This window comes from Stella humosa, from assembly GCF_006738645.1.
Taxonomy (GTDB): domain Bacteria; phylum Pseudomonadota; class Alphaproteobacteria; order ATCC43930; family Allostellaceae; genus Allostella; species Allostella humosa.
In genome coordinates this window covers 4,039,535-4,053,700 of the sequence record NZ_AP019700.1, presented here as the reverse complement: position 1 = coordinate 4,053,700, position 14,166 = coordinate 4,039,535, and the positions used below count along the sequence as shown (strand labels likewise).

Here is a 14,166-nt window from a genome sequence, read left to right as displayed (position 1 = left end):
CGCGCGCCAAGGGAGGGGAGCGATGACCGCCATCCGTCTGGAAGGGATCGTGAAGCGCTATGGTACGGCGGCAGCCGCGCGCATCGAGCGCCTCGACATCCGCGACGGCGAGATCGTGTCGCTGCTGGGGCCGAGCGGCTGCGGCAAGACGACGACCTTGCGCATCGTCGCCGGCCTGATCGAGCAGGACGAGGGCAACCTCTGGTTCGGGGACCGGCTGATCAACGACGTGCCGCCGGAACGCCGGAACGCCGCGATGGTGTTCCAGAACTACGCGCTCTTCCCGCACATGACCGTGCGCCAGAACATCGCCTTCGGGCTGGAGGTGCGCAAGCGACCGCGCGCCGAGATCGATCGCAAGGTCGACGCCGTACTGGAGCTGGTGCAACTGCCGGGTACCGCCGACCGCCTGCCCAAGCAACTGTCGGGCGGCCAGCAACAGCGTATCGCCATCGCGCGCGCCCTGGCGACCGAGCCCGACGTGCTGCTGTTCGACGAGCCGCTGTCCAACCTAGATGCCAAGCTGCGCGAATACATGCGCTTCGAGCTGCGCAAGCTGTTGGAATCGCTGAAGATCACGACGCTCTACGTGACCCATGACCAGGCCGAGGCGATGGTCATCTCCGACCGCATCGTCGTCATGGACAAGGGCGCCATCGTCCAGGTCGACACGCCGCACAAGGTCTATCGCGACCCCGCCTCGCGCTTCGTGGCGGAGTTCGTCGGCACGGCCAGTTTCCTCGAAGGCCGCGTCGAGTCCTGGGACGCGGGCGAGGGGCGGGGGCTCGTGGTCACCGACGAGGGGCTTCGGCTCGTGGGGCGCGGCCACGGCATGCAGCCGGGCGACCCCGCCGTGCTGTGCGCCCGACCGGAAGCGATCTCGCTCCACCCCGTTTCGGCTGCCACGCCCGACGACCTGCCCGGTACCATCGAGGCCATCGTCGACCTGGGCGAGATGGTCGATTTTCACGTCCGGATCGGCACCCGGGCGATCCGCACCCGAACGCTGGCGGGGCCGCGCCCCGGCAACCAGGGCGACCGCGTCGGCGTCCGCCTCGATCCGGAGCGCTGCTACGTTGTGGCGCGATAGGGCTACTGCCCGGGCGGATAGGTGCGGCGCGGCTTGATCTGCTCGCCCGGCAGCATGTCGTAGGGGTGGCGCCAGCCGGGCTCGGCCATCAGGCGCCGGGTCCAGGCGGCGATGTTCGGGTGGCTGGCCGGCAGGTCGTAGCCGGTTTCCTCCGACGGAAAGTAGAGATAGCCCACCAGCGAGAAGTCGACGATCGTCAGCCGGTCGCCCAGCATGAATGGGCGGTCGGCCAAATGCTTCTCGACCACGGCGAAGGCGGCGTCGATGCGGGCGCGCAGGAAGGCCAGCACCTCGGGCGCGGGTGCGGTCTCGGCAAAGGCCCGCAGCCAGCGATGGGTGACGAAGTAGCTGGTGAACTTGTGGTTGTCGAAGAGGATCCAGCGCCAGATCTCGCGCCGTTCGGCCGCGTCCCGGCCGCCGAACCGCCCCAGCGCGTCGGCCAGGTAGTCGAGGATGACGCCGGACTGGGTGAGCCGCAGGCCGCGATACTCCAGGATCGGCACCTCGCCCATCTCGTTGACGGCGCCGCGCCATTCCTCGGTACGCGTTACACCACCGAAGAAGTCGACATAGACCGGCTCCCAGTCGGCGCCGGCCAGCGACAGCATCAGGCCCACCTTGTAGGCGTTGCCGGACTGCGCGAAGCAGTGAAGCTTGAACTCGGCCATCCCGCCGTTCTCCCTCGACCTGATGCTAGATGCCGACCGGGTCGTCGACCGACCGCAGGGCCAGTTGCAGGCGGACCTCGCCGCCGTCGCGCCCGATCTCCACCCAGCCGGCGGCGCGATAGAACCCCTCGGCCCGGCTGCCGGCGTCGGTGGTCAGGCTGGCCGAGCGGAAGCGGTGCCGTCGCAACGTGTCGCACGCCACCGCCAGCAGCGCCCGGCCGATGCCGCGCCCGTCCTGGCCGGGCTCGACGAACAGCGCCCAGATGGTGGCGTCGCGCGGATCGGCGGCCGAGAAACCGCGGATCGTGCCATCCTCCACCCACACCCAGACGTCGGAATGGTCGATGAACCACGCGCAGTCGGCCGCCGTCACCCGCGTCGGGTCGATCAGCCGGTTCTCGGTGACGGCGAACCGGATCTCGAACAGGCGGGGAATGTCCGCGTGCGCGGCGCGGCGGATCGGGGGAGCGTTCATTGCCGTGCGGATGCCTTGCCAGCCGCGCCGAATTGGGCATGGAAGCCCTCGCGCGTGCGTTGCAGCAGGACGAAGAGCGGCGGGATCAGGAAGATGCCGATGACCGATGCCGCCAGCATCCCGCCGAAGACCGCGGTGCCGACGGCGCGCCGGCTGGCGGCCCCGGCCCCGGTCGCGATCACCAGCGGCACCAGGCTGAGGATGAAGGCGAAGCTCGTCATCATCACCGCCCGGAAGCGCAGGCGGGCGCCCGAGACGGCGGCCTCCAGGAGAGGCCGGCCGCGCTCGCGTTCCTCCTTGGCGAACTCGACGATGAGGATGGCGTTCTTGGCGGCCAGCGCGATCAGCACGACGATGCCGATCTGGGCATAGACGTCGTTGGCGAGCCCCGCCAGCCGCAGGGCCAGCATGGCGCCGGCCAGCCCCACGATCACCGACAGCAGCACGCCGATCGGGATGGTCCAGCTCTCGTAGAGGGCCACCAGGAAGAGGTAGGCGAACAGCACCGCCAGGCCGAGGATGACGACGGTCTGGCCGCCCGCCTGCTTTTCCTGGAGGGACGAGCCGGTCCAGGCGAAGGCATAGCCCTGGGGCAGGTTGGCCGACAGCCGCTCCATCGCCTGGATGGCCGCACCCGAGCTGTAGCCGGGGGCGGCACTGCCCGAAATGGACGCGCTGCGGGCATTGTCGTAGCGCACCAGGAACTGCGGCCCGAGGATGACCCGGGCATCGGCGATCGACGACAGGGCCACCATCTCGCCATTGGTGCGGCTGCGCACATGGATGCGGTAGATGTCGGGGATCTGGTCGCGGTCGGCCGCCTCGCCCTGCACCGTCACCGTCCAGGTGCGGCCGAAGAGGTTGAAGTCGTTGACGTAAAGCCCGCCCAGTGTCGCCTGGAGCGCCTGGAACACGTCGGCCAGGTCGACGCCGAGCTGCTGGGCCTTCTCGCGGTCGATGTCGAGGAAGACCTGCGGGGTGGCGGCGCTGAAGCCGCTGTAGACCCGGGTTAGCTCGGGCTGCTGGTTGGCCTGGAACAGCAGGCCGCGGGTGACGGCGGCCAGGTCCTCGGGCGTGCTGCCGCCCATGTCCTGGAGCTGGTATTCGAAGCCGCCCGCGGTGCCGAGACCGATGATCGGCGGCAGGTTGAAGGCCAGCACGTTGGCGCCAGGGATCGAGGCGCCGGCGATCTGGATGCGCCGGATGATCGCCTGCACCGACAGGTCGGCGCGGGTGCGCTTTGCGAACGGCTCCAGCGTGACGACGAAGAAGCCGGAGTTCGACTGCGCCAGGGAGTTCATGAAGCTGTAGCCGACGACCGAGGTGACGAGGCTGACGCCCTCGGTCTGCCGCAGCACCGCCTCGACCTGCTCCACCACCGCGCGCGTGCGGTTGCTGGATGCGCCGTCGGGCAGTTGCGCCTCGATGAAGAACAGGCCCTGGTCCTCCTCCGGCAGGAAGCTCGACGGCGTCCGGGCGAAGAGCCACCCGGTCAGGGCCGCGGCGACGGCAAGGGCGACCAGGCAGAACAATGCCCGCCGCACCAGCGCGCCTACGGCGCGGGCATAGCCGTCGCGCGCGCGGTCGATGCTGCCCAGGATGGCGCGGATCGCCCGCGGCCGATTGTGCGCCGGCTTCATGATGAGGGCGCACAGGGCGGGCGCCAGAGTGAGCGCGTTGACGGCGGAGATCACCATCGCCACCGACACGGTGACGGCGAACTGCTGGTAGAGCTGTCCCACGATGCCCGGCACGAAGCCGACCGGCACGAACACCGACAGGAGGACCAGCGTGATGGCGATGATGGGTCCGGTGATCTGCCCCATCGCCTTCTTGGCGGCCTCGCGCGGCGGCAGGCCGTCCTCCTCCATCACCCGCTCGACATTCTCGACCACGACGATGGCATCGTCGACGACGATGCCGATCGCCAGCACCAGCGCGAAGAGCGAGATGGTGTTGGCGGTGAAGCCCAGGGCCAGCAGCACGGCAAAGGTGCCGATCAAGGCGACAGGCACCGCCAGCATCGGGATCAGCGTCGCGCGCACCTGGCCCAGGAACAGAAACACCACCAGGACGACGAGCACGAACGCCTCGACCAGTGTCTTGATCACCTCGGCGATGGTGTCCTGGACGAAGATGGTGGTGTCGTAGACGACCGAGTAGGCAAGGTCGTCGGGAAAGCGGTGGCCGAGGTCGGCCAGTGCCTTCTGCACCCCGTCGGCCACTGCGATGGCGTTGGCGCCGGGTGCCTGGAAGATGCCGATGACGGCGGCGGGCTTGCCGTTGAGGCGGCCCGAGGCATCCGACGAGCGCGCGCCCAGCTCCACCCGGGCCACGTCCTTGATGCGCAGGAAGCCGCCGTCCGGCTCGGCGCGCACGACGATGTTCTCGAACGCGGCGACGTCGGTCAGGCGGCCGCGCGTCTGGATGTTGAGCTGGAACTGGGTGTCGTCGCTGAAGGGCGCCGCGCCGATGCGGCCGGCGGCGGCCTGCACGTTCTGGCTGGCCAGCGCCGAGACCACGTCCTGCACCGTCAATCCCAGCACCGCCATGCGCTCGACGCCGAGCCAGATGCGCATGGAATAGTCGAGCGGGCCGAACATCGCCGCCTGGCCCACGCCCGGCACGCGCGCCAGCGTGTCGATGACGTTGATGGTGGCATAGTTGGACAGGAAGAGCGCGTCGTGCGTGCCCTTGGGCGAGTGCAGGTTCACCACCTGCAGCAGGGCCGACGAGCGCTTGGCGACGTTGATGCCGGCCCGCGTCACCTCCGAGGGCAGCTTGGCCTGGGCCAGTTGCACCCGGTTCAGCACGTTGACGGCGTTGAGGTCGGGGTCGGAGCCGACGGCAAAGGCGATCGACAGGCTGTAGCTGCCGTCATTGCCGCTGGTCGACTTCATGTAGAGCATGCCATCGACGCCGTTCACCTGGGATTCGATCGGCTGGGCGACGGTCGCCTCGACCACGGCGGCGGCCGCACCCGGATAGCTGGCCGTCACCGTCACCTGCGGCGGCACGATGTCGGGAAACTGCGCCACCGGGATCGACCGCATGGCGATCAGGCCGGCCAGAGTGATGATGATCGAGATGACCGCGGCCAGCCGCGGCCGGTCGATGAAGACGGCGGAGATCATGGCCGGGCCCTGCTGCGTCAGGAGCGCGGGGCGGGCGGGGCCACGGTCGGCGCCACTACCTGGCCCGGCCGCACCCGCTGCACCCCCTGGACGATCACGCGGTCGCCGGCGGCAATGCCGCTCTCGACCGCGGTCCAGCCGGTATCGACGGTACCGGTCTTCACCCGGCGGATCTCCACCCGGTCGCCGGCCCCGACCACCAGGGCGAAGGCGCCGCTCTGGTCCTGCTGGATCGCCGCCTGGGGGATCATCACGGCCTCTTCGGGCGTGGTCGTCTCGGCGGCGACGCGCACCGCCTGGCCGTCCACCAGCATGCGGTCGGGGTTGGGGAAGCGGGCGCGGATGGCCAGGCTGTCGGTGCGCCGGTCGACCAGCACGTCGACGAAGTCGATGGCGCCGGGATGGGCGTAGGGCTTGCCGTCGGCCAGGATGGCGCGGACGACGAACTTCTCGTTCGCCAGCCCGCTGCGCTGCGCCTCCACCATCATGCGCTGCGGCACGCTGAAGGTGATGGTCATCGGCTCCTCGCGCACGATGGTGGCAAGCGCGCCGGAATCCGGGCCGAGAAAGGCGCCAACCGTGAAGTTCGCCTTCCCGATGCGGCCGTCGAGCGGCGCCTTGATGTCGGTGTATCCAAGGTTGATCTCGGCGTCGCGCAGGCTGGCCTGGGCTTCCATGACCCGGGCGCGGGCCTGGGCGTCCTCGGCGGCGCGCTGGTCGACGGTCGCCTGCGGGATGTTCTGGGTGCGCGACAGCTCGCGCGCCCGGGCCAGTTGCACGGTCGCGTTCTGCGCGCCGGCCTGGGCGACGGCCAGGCCCGCCCGCTGCTGCGCGACGGCTGCCTCGAACGGCGCCTTCTCGATCACGAACAGCAGGTCGCCTTCCTTGACGACGGCCCCTTCCTCGAACAGGCGGCGTTGCAGGAAGCCCTGGATGCGCGAGCGCAGTTCCACCTTGTCCAGTGCCTGGACGCGCCCGACGAAGGGGAACGAGCGGGTTAGCGGCCGCTTCTCGGCCGCGGCCACGACGACGGCGGGCGGCGGCGCGCCGGGCGGTGCCGGCTGGGCGCCGGCCGGCCGGGCGGCGAGCAGGATGCCGGCAATGGCCAGCAGGATGGCTGCGGCGCCGATCCGGCCGGCGGGCCCATGCGGAAGTGCGGTCATGCCAGTCCCCTCCTGCCGTTGCGGCCAGTGCTGCCCCGAAACATCGTTGCCCCGAAACATCCCCGCCGACCAGCCCCCGATTGCGCCGATGGCCAGCGGCAGCCATCGTTCCCGTCCTCGGATATCGCAATTGACCGGCGGAGGCACGGCCTTGAGTTCACCGACAGCAGCCACCTTCCCAGGGGCCGCCCGCGTCTGGCCGCTGCTGGTCGCCCTCCTGCTCGGGGTGGCGGTGGGTGCCGCGGGGGCGGTGGCGCTCGATCGGCACCGGGCCCGCGTCGGGCAGCCGCTGGTCGACGAATGCCGCCTGGCGGACGACCGGCTGGCGGAGGTCGGCACGCTGCTGCTCGACGCCGCCGCGCCGACGTTGACGACGTGGGAGGCGGGGCGGCTCCTGGCGGCGGCGGCCGGCACGTTGTCCGCCGTCGAGGCGCGGCTGCACCGCCATGGAGCCTGCCGCGCGGCGGCGGTCGCGGAACTGCGCGGCCGGATCGCCGCCGCCCGCGGAACCAGCCGCCAGACCGCCCTGGCGCCGGTGCTGGACGCGCTGCGGCAGCATGACGGCATCGTCGCGGGCATTCCGGCCCGCCAGGCGATGGATGACCTAGCCGCAGCCCGCGTGGCACTGGCCCGGGCCCAGGCCGAGGCGGGCGATGCCGACACGGACGGCGAGCTGCGCCGGCTGCAGCGGCTGTTGGAGGATGCCTATGGCGCGTGGGGCCGCGAGCAGCAGCGGCGCTACGACCTCTGGGCGCTGGAGCGGGCGCGGGCGCTGGATGGCTGGGCCAGGTCCAACCTCAGCGACATTCCGCTGCGGGGCGCGGGCACGCCCGAGGTCGAGGCGCGGATGTTGGAGGGGCTGGGTCCGATCGAGGTGCGCCTGCTGGGGCCGGCCGTCCAGGCCGTGCATGGCGACCTGTTCCAACGCCTGTGGCTCGAACTCGGCCCGGACGCGCGCATCCGGGTGGTGGCGCAACTGGTGGCGGCGCCGAAGCGCCAGCCGGGAGAGATGTAGGTTGCCCCGGTTCCGCGGCGCAGCGGTGGCCGCGCTCGCCCTGGCGGCCAGCCCGGCGATGGCCGAACCGGGTCGGTCGGCTCTCGACATGGCGAGCCGGGCGCTGTCGGCGGGGGAGGCCGCCCTGCCCGTCGCCGCCCCGGCCGGGGCGTTGTCCCAGGGCGCGCCGACGCCCTCGTGGGGCATGGCGCCGCCGGGCGACGGCATCGCCGCGCTGTTTCTGGTCAGCAGCCTTCAGGTCGCCAAGTCCCGCCTGCCGCTGCCCTCGGGCCTCGGCATGGCGCTGACCGCCTATGACGTGCTGGACGGGCGCACCTCGCCGGCCAAGGCGTTGGCCGGGATGCTCGAGAACGAGGCGATCGACACGGTCTTCGTCGGGGTCCAGGCGGCGACGCTGTGGCTCGCCGCCAAGGCGCTGGCCGGCGGCTCGGCGGTCGCCGTCTCGGGCGTCGCTGCATCGGCCACGACGGGTGCGGCGGCCGCCGTGCCGGCGCTGGCGCCGGTCGCCGGCGGCAAGCTGGGCGGGATCGCCGCGGTGGCCCCGCTCAACGACTTCGTTGCCTATGGCGCGGCCGGGCTGGCCGGCGTCGCCACCGCCCTGGCGACGACGGCCCTGACCTGGGGCTATCGCCGCTACGAAGCCACGGCGCTGGCCAGGACGCGATGGGAAGGGCTGGTGCTCGGCGCCGAACGCAGCCTCGAATCCAGCCCGCCCTCGCCCCCGACGGAGGCGACGCCGTTACCTGCCAGATAATCGACCCGGCACCAGCCGGGGCTCATCTTCGCGGCAGTTGCGGGCCATGACCCGCACTTGCCTGAAGAGGAGCTAGCCATGTCCAAGACCAGTTCGATCCCGGCTGCCGCGCCTGCCCGTTCGCTGCTGTGGTGGTCGCTCGCCGGCGATGCCGCCGTCAGTGGCGCCTGCGGCCTGCTGATGGCGGCCGGCGCCGACCCGCTGTCGGGCCTGCTCGGCCTGCCGGTGCCGCTGCTGCGCTGGGCTGGCCTGGCCCTGCTGCCCTACGCGCTTTTCCTGGCCTGGCTCGCCCGCCGGCCGGCCCCCCCGCGCGGCGCGGTGTGGGCGGTGATCGTGCTCAACGTCCTGTGGGCGGCCGACTGCCTCATCCTGCTGGCGTCGGGCTGGGTGGCGCCGACGGGCCTCGGCATCGCCTTCGTGCTGGTCCAGGCCGTCACCGTCCTGGCCTTCGCCGACCTGCAGTATCTGGGCCTGCGCCGGTCCGCCCGGTGAGCGCCTGGCAGAAGGCGGGGCGATCCGGCCCCGCCTTCGTCGACGCTAACCCGCGAACGGATGCACCCGGCGCCAGTGCTCCGCGATCTCGATCCGGCGGGTGACCCAGACGCCTTCCATGCCCATCACATGGTCCAGCAGCCGTTCCAGCCCGGCGGCCCGCGCGGGGTGGCCGATGAGGCGCATGTGCAGGCCGACCGACATCATCTTCGGCGTCTTGGCCCCCTCGCGCCACAGCATGTCGACCGCGTCGCGGATGAAGGAGAACCACTGGTCGGACGTGCCCATCCAGCCGGCATACTTGCCGTCGTTGTTGGTGAGCGAATAGGGCACGACCAGGTGGGGCTGGCCCTCGACCGTCTGCCAGAAGGGCAGCTCGTCGGCATAGCTGTCGGAATCATAGAGGAAGCCGCCTTCCTCGGCGACCAGCCGGCGGGTGTTCACGCTGGGTCCGTAGCGGCAGTACCAGCCATAGGGGCGCTCGCCGACCGTCTTCTGCAGGGAGGCGACGGCCTTGCGGATATGTTCCCGCTCCTCCTCCTCCGACAGCTCGAAATGCTTGATCCAGCGCCAGCCATGGCAGCACACGTCGTAGCCGGCCGCCCGGATGGCGGCGGCGGCCTCGGTGTTGCGCTCCAGCGCCAGGGCGCAGCCGAATACCGTCATCGGCAGGCCGCGTTCCTCGAACAGGCGCAGGAGACGCCAGAAGCCGACGCGGCTGCCATATTCGAACATGCTCTCGCCGGCGAGGTCGCGGCCCTTGACCCCCTGGTTCAGGCCGTGCGCCTCGGTCAGGCCCAGCTCGGTCATCCCCTCGCCATCCTGCACCGACGGCTCCGACCCTTCCTCGTAGTTCATGACGAAGTTGATCGCGAGCCTGGCCCCGTTCGGCCATTGTGGGTCGGGCGGGGTGCGGCCGTAGCCGACGAAGTCGCGGGTGGGCTGCCAGGGCATCGCTATCTCCCGTGCTCAGTCCGGAACATGGACGGTGAAGGGGGCGACTGGCACGAACTCCTCGTCGCCCTTGGTGCCGTCGCGCCACATGAAGACGGCAAAGCTGCCGGGCCGGTCCAGCACCGTCAGCCCGTGGTGCCAGACGTTCGGGCGGTAGGTCACGCCCTGGCCCGGGCCGGCGACGAAGGCGATGGCCTGGGCCACGTCCGGCCCGCCGTCGGCGGCATGGGGGCAGACGATGACGATCCAGCGCGACGCGTCGATGGCAACGAAGCTCTGGGACGAGAATTCGTGCCGCTCCAGCAGGTTGGCCTGCAAGGGCAGGGCGTCGAGCGGTGCCCGGACGGACATCGACAGGCTGGCCCGCGCGCCCGGCCGCAGGTTGCCGAGTGCATCCTCGAAATAGCTGCGGCCGGTGCCCTCGGGCAGGGCCAGCACCTCGCCATAGGGGGCGAATGCCTCCGCGGTCAGCTTCTGGGCGGTCAGTTCCATCGGGTCCCTCAAATCGACATGCGGCGGGTGAGGCCGGTCAGGCGCTCCATCAGCAGCATCAGCGCCAGCACGGCCACGATCAAGACACCCGATACGGCCGCCACCCGCACGTCGAGCGTGCTTTCCATCATGCCCCACATGCGGATCGGCAGCATGTCGCTGCGCGGGCCCGCCAGGAACAGCGACACCGGCACGTTGTCGAGCGAGGCGATGAAGGCCAGGAAGGCCCCGGCGGCGATGCCGGGGGCGATGGTCGGCAGGGTCACCCGGCGGAAGGTGTAGAACCAGCCGGCCCCCAGGCTGGCCGAGCTTTCCAGCAAGGCGGGGTCGAGCTGCGACAGGCTGGCCGAGGTCGTGCGCAGCACGAAGGGCACGATGACGATGACATGGCCCAGCGCGATCAGGTCGAGGGACGGGCGCAGGCCGATCAGCGTGAAGTACATGAGGGCCGCCAGCCCGAAGGCGATGCCGGGCAGGATCAGCGGGGACATGAAGAGGGTGTCGAGCGCGCGCGCCCAGCCCTGGCCGCGGCGCGCGATGCCGATGGCCGCCAGCGTGCCCAGGATGACGGCCGCCCCCGTGGCCATCGCCGCGACATAGAGGCTGTTGCCGGCGGCGCGATGGATCGGGCGCGAGCGCGCCGGATCGAACAGCATCTCGTACCACTGCGTCGACAGCCCCGCCGGCGGGAACCGCAGCGAGCGGCCGTCGGTGAAGGACGTCAGCAGGACGATGACGACCGGCCCGACCAGGATCAGCAGCGCCAGCGCGGCCAGGCCGCCGACCACCAGCGCATAGGAGATGTCGGCCGCGCTGCGCCGCCTAGCCATGGGCCACCCCCGCCGCCCGGCCGCCGGCGATCTGCCGCCCGAGCGCGGATATGGCGACGACGCAGGCCGAGACCGATACCAGCAGCGTCAGGGCGGCCACGGCCGCCAGCGGCCAATTGTAGACGACCAGCGACTGCTGCCAGATGACGAGCGGCAGGTAGACCAGCCGGTTGCCGCCGATCACCGACTGCGAGATGAAGGCGGTCGTGCTGGAGGCGAAGACCAGCAGGCAGCCCGACACCAGACCCGGCACGGCCAGAGGCAGGGTGACGCGGAACAGCGTGCGCCAGCGCGATGCGCCCAGCGCCTGCGAGGCGTCGCCCAGCGCGGGGTCGAGGCGGCTCATCACCCCCAGCAGCGGCAGCAGCAGCAGCGGCATCTCGATCTGGGTCAGCGCCAGGATCAGCCCGAACTCGGTCTGGAGCAGGCGCAAGGGCGCGGGCGACAGGCCGAGCGCCATGATCGTGCGGTTGATCACCCCCTCCTGGCCGAGGATGACGATCCAGGCGAAGGTCCGCACCACCACGGACGTCAGCAGCGGCAGGACGATGACGAAGAGCAGCACCCGCTGCCAGCGTGGGCTCGCCTCGACGAAGACGAGCGCCAGGGGAAAGCCCACCAGTACCGTCGCCGCCACCGTCATCAGGCCCAGCGCCAGCGTGTCGCGCACCACCCGCCAGTAGAAGGGATCGCCCAGGAACTTGATCCACTGGGCGAAGCCGACGCGGGCGAGCTGGTCGTCGTCGAATGTGCTGATCGCCGCCAGGATCAGCAGCGGTGCCAGGAAGAAGGCGGCAAACGCCAGGGTGAGCGGCATGGCAAGCTGCCACTCCGCCAGTCGCAATCGTCCTCCACCCCGTCGCGCCGCCACCGCCATCGGCCGCCTACTTGGCCACTTCCTTGTTGAACCGCTCGATCCAGCCGGCGCGCAGCGGGTTGATCTTGGTCCAGTCGTGGCGCACGAAGCCCGCCATCTCGTCCAGGGTCTTCATCGGCAGCTCGGGCCCAAGCGCCACCTCCCTGTTCACCGGCACGAAGTTCCAGGGCGGCTGGATCAGGGCCGCCTGCACGTCGCGCCCGATCACCGTGTCGATGTAGCGATAGGCGTTCTCGGGCTCGGCAGCACCCTTGGCCAGGTGCATGGTCGTGAAGAAGGCGACGGCACCCGATGCCGGCTTCACGAACTCGATGTCGACGCCGCGGCCCTTCAGGGTCGAGACGGTCTGGGTGTTGGTATAGAGGACGTCGCACTGCCCCTGCTGGTAGAGGCCGGCCATGGATTGCGGCGTGCCGATCGTGGCGACCTTGGACAGGACCTTGCGCATCTCCACGAAGAACGGGTCGACATTCGTCTCGGACCCGCCAAAGCGCCGCGCGATCTCGATGATGGAGACGGTGCCGAAGGTGGTCTGGAATCCGGTCAGGCCCAGGCGCGACACCCAGGGGTCCTTCAGCAGGTCGTCCCAGTCCTTGGGCGGCGGCAGCTTCTTGGGGTTGTAGGCGATGCCGACCACCTGGGCCGCCACCGTCACGCCCCATTCGTCGGCCAGCCCCGCCGGCACCGCGCCGAGGTTGGTCAGCTTGGACGGGGTGAACTTGTCGAAGACGCCGGCCTCGATGCCGCTCACCCGCGGGCCCGGGTCGAGCACGAAGACGTCGAAGGTCGGCTGGCCGCGGGCGGCGCGCGCCTTGGCGATCTGGTCGACCGCATAGAGGGCCTGCATCTCGAGCTGGACGCCATGGGCCTTGTCGAGCGCGGGCGCGACGATGCCGCGGAACGCCTCCTCCCACGAGCCGGGATAGACGGCGGCCGTGACGGAGCCTTTGGCCCAGGCGGGGCGGATGCCGAGGCCCACGGCACCCAGTGCCGCGGAGCCGGCGAGGAAGCGACGGCGGTCCAGTCTCATGGCGGTCAATCTCCCGTGTGGTCGGTTGCGGCGAAAAGGGATGGCTCTGCGCCCGGCGCCAGTCCGCACCATAGCGCGGCGCCGGCGGGCGGCCCGCCGCCCGCGCGGCGCTCCACCAGCTTCAGGGCCGTGCCGTCGGTGGTCTCCAGGTCGTGAACGAGGTCCGGCCCAAGCGGGACGGACAGCCGGCGCGTGACCGGCCAGCGACCCGGCCCCTCGCGATCGGACAGCACGAGCTGCTCCGGCCGCACCACCATGATGGCCCGGCTGCCGCCCGACAGGCCCGCCACCGCCGGCAGGACGACGGTGCCGCCGGCGTCCAGCGCCAGCCCGGCTTCGGCGCCCTCCACCGCGGTGATGCGACCGGCCAGGCGGTTCGACGTACCCACGAAACCGCTGACGAACAGGCTGGCCGGCCGGTCATAGACCGCGACGGGGCTGTCGCACTGTTCGACCCGGCCGCGGTTCATCACGGCGATGCGGTCGGCGACGCTCATCGCCTCGTCCTGGTCGTGGGTGACGAGGATGGCGGTCAGGCCGAACTGCTGCTGCAGGCGTTTCAGCTCGATCTGCATGTCGAGGCGCAGGCCCTTGTCGAGCGCGCTGAACGGCTCGTCCAGCAGCAGCACCGACGGCCCGACGGCGAGGGCCCGGGCCAGCGCCACGCGCTGCTGCTGCCCGCCGGAAAGCTGCCGCGGCAGGCGGTCGGCAAAGCCGGCCAGCCGCACCACCTCCAGCATCCGGGCGACCCGGGGGGCGACGCGCGCCCGCGCCCAGCCCCGCGCCTTCAGGCCATAGGCCACGTTCTCGGCCACGCTCATGTGCGGGAAGAGAGCATAGCTCTGGAAGACGATGCCGACATTGCGCCGGTTGGGCGGCAGGTCGTCGACCAGCCTGCCGTCGATGCGCACGCTGCCGGCCGACTGCCGGACGAATCCGCCGATGATGCGCAGGAGCGTGGTCTTGCCGCAGCCGGACGGGCCCAGCAGGGCCAGCACTTCGCCGGCCCCGACCGACAGCGTCACCCGGTCGACGGCGGTCATGGCGCCATAACGATGCAGCACGCCTTCCACATCGACGGGCTTGCCCGCCGATGTGCCCGCTTCGATGGCGGCGTCGCGGACCGATCCCAGCACCGCTTGTCATCCCCATGGCTAACCTGCCTTGGGGCAAAGCAAGACGTGGGCCAGGA

At 71.0% G+C, this 14,166-nt stretch carries 14 protein-coding genes; 4 read left to right on the top strand and 10 right to left on the bottom strand.

Annotated elements, in window-relative coordinates; all coding sequences use genetic code 11:
* Window positions 1-22 precede the first annotated feature (22 nt).
* Window positions 23-1,090, top strand: coding sequence for an ABC transporter ATP-binding protein (locus STVA_RS19035; protein WP_123693164.1), 1,068 nt, complete (start codon window positions 23-25; stop codon window positions 1,088-1,090).
* A 2-nt stretch (window positions 1,091-1,092) separates the two neighbouring features.
* Here STVA_RS19035 and STVA_RS19030 read toward each other — a convergent pair whose 3' ends face one another.
* Genes STVA_RS19030 through STVA_RS19015 form a run of 4 tightly spaced genes read right to left on the bottom strand, consistent with a single transcriptional unit; the run spans window position 1,093 to window position 6,530 of the window.
* Entirely contained in the window at window positions 1,093-1,758 is a 666-nt protein-coding gene (locus STVA_RS19030) for a glutathione S-transferase family protein (RefSeq protein WP_123693166.1), read from the bottom strand.
* Between the two features lie 25 nt (window positions 1,759-1,783).
* A complete protein-coding gene (locus STVA_RS19025) occupies window positions 1,784-2,233 on the bottom strand; it encodes a GNAT family N-acetyltransferase (RefSeq protein ID WP_123693168.1) in 450 nt (149 codons plus the stop codon).
* Window positions 2,230-5,367 carry an efflux RND transporter permease subunit gene (locus STVA_RS19020; protein ID WP_123693170.1) on the bottom strand — a complete coding sequence of 1,046 codons (3,138 nt, stop codon included), beginning with the start codon at window positions 5,365-5,367 and terminating at the stop codon, window positions 2,230-2,232. The genes STVA_RS19025 and STVA_RS19020 overlap by 4 nt, the downstream gene beginning before the upstream one ends.
* A gap of 17 nt (window positions 5,368-5,384) precedes the next feature.
* Window positions 5,385-6,530, bottom strand: coding sequence for an efflux RND transporter periplasmic adaptor subunit (locus STVA_RS19015; protein WP_123693172.1), 1,146 nt, complete (start codon window positions 6,528-6,530; stop codon window positions 5,385-5,387).
* Window positions 6,531-6,681: 151 nt separating this feature from the next.
* Between STVA_RS19015 and STVA_RS19010 the strand changes: the two genes are divergently transcribed.
* From STVA_RS19010 to STVA_RS19000, 3 genes are all read left to right on the top strand, one after another.
* The gene (locus STVA_RS19010) at window positions 6,682-7,545 is read left to right on the top strand and encodes a hypothetical protein (protein ID WP_123693174.1); all 864 of its coding nucleotides are present in this window, start codon (window positions 6,682-6,684) and stop codon (window positions 7,543-7,545) included.
* A gap of 1 nt (window position 7,546) precedes the next feature.
* Complete coding sequence (locus tag STVA_RS19005; protein ID WP_123693176.1) at window positions 7,547-8,299, top strand: hypothetical protein; 753 nt, start codon at window positions 7,547-7,549, stop codon at window positions 8,297-8,299.
* A 78-nt stretch (window positions 8,300-8,377) separates the two neighbouring features.
* Complete coding sequence (locus STVA_RS19000) at window positions 8,378-8,791, top strand: hypothetical protein (RefSeq protein WP_123693177.1); 414 nt, start codon at window positions 8,378-8,380, stop codon at window positions 8,789-8,791.
* Window positions 8,792-8,836: 45 nt separating this feature from the next.
* Here STVA_RS19000 and STVA_RS18995 read toward each other — a convergent pair whose 3' ends face one another.
* The 6 genes from STVA_RS18995 to STVA_RS18970 are packed head-to-tail and all read right to left on the bottom strand — an operon-like array spanning window position 8,837 to window position 14,110.
* Window positions 8,837-9,745 carry a polysaccharide deacetylase family protein gene (locus STVA_RS18995; protein WP_197735680.1) on the bottom strand — a complete coding sequence of 303 codons (909 nt, stop codon included), beginning with the start codon at window positions 9,743-9,745 and terminating at the stop codon, window positions 8,837-8,839.
* 15 nt (window positions 9,746-9,760) lie between these two features.
* Entirely contained in the window at window positions 9,761-10,237 is a 477-nt protein-coding gene (locus STVA_RS18990; RefSeq protein ID WP_123693179.1) for an ureidoglycolate lyase, read from the bottom strand.
* Between the two features lie 8 nt (window positions 10,238-10,245).
* Window positions 10,246-11,067, bottom strand: a complete 822-nt coding sequence (locus STVA_RS18985; protein ID WP_123693181.1) for an ABC transporter permease — start codon at window positions 11,065-11,067, stop codon at window positions 10,246-10,248.
* Window positions 11,060-11,911, bottom strand: coding sequence for an ABC transporter permease (locus STVA_RS18980; protein WP_197735679.1), 852 nt, complete (start codon window positions 11,909-11,911; stop codon window positions 11,060-11,062). The genes STVA_RS18985 and STVA_RS18980 overlap by 8 nt, the downstream gene beginning before the upstream one ends.
* Before the next feature lie 40 nt (window positions 11,912-11,951).
* Entirely contained in the window at window positions 11,952-12,974 is a 1,023-nt protein-coding gene (locus tag STVA_RS18975) for an extracellular solute-binding protein (RefSeq protein ID WP_123693184.1), read from the bottom strand.
* Window positions 12,975-12,979: 5 nt separating this feature from the next.
* Complete coding sequence (locus STVA_RS18970; RefSeq protein WP_197735678.1) at window positions 12,980-14,110, bottom strand: ABC transporter ATP-binding protein; 1,131 nt, start codon at window positions 14,108-14,110, stop codon at window positions 12,980-12,982.
* Between the last annotated feature and the right edge of the window lie 56 nt (window positions 14,111-14,166).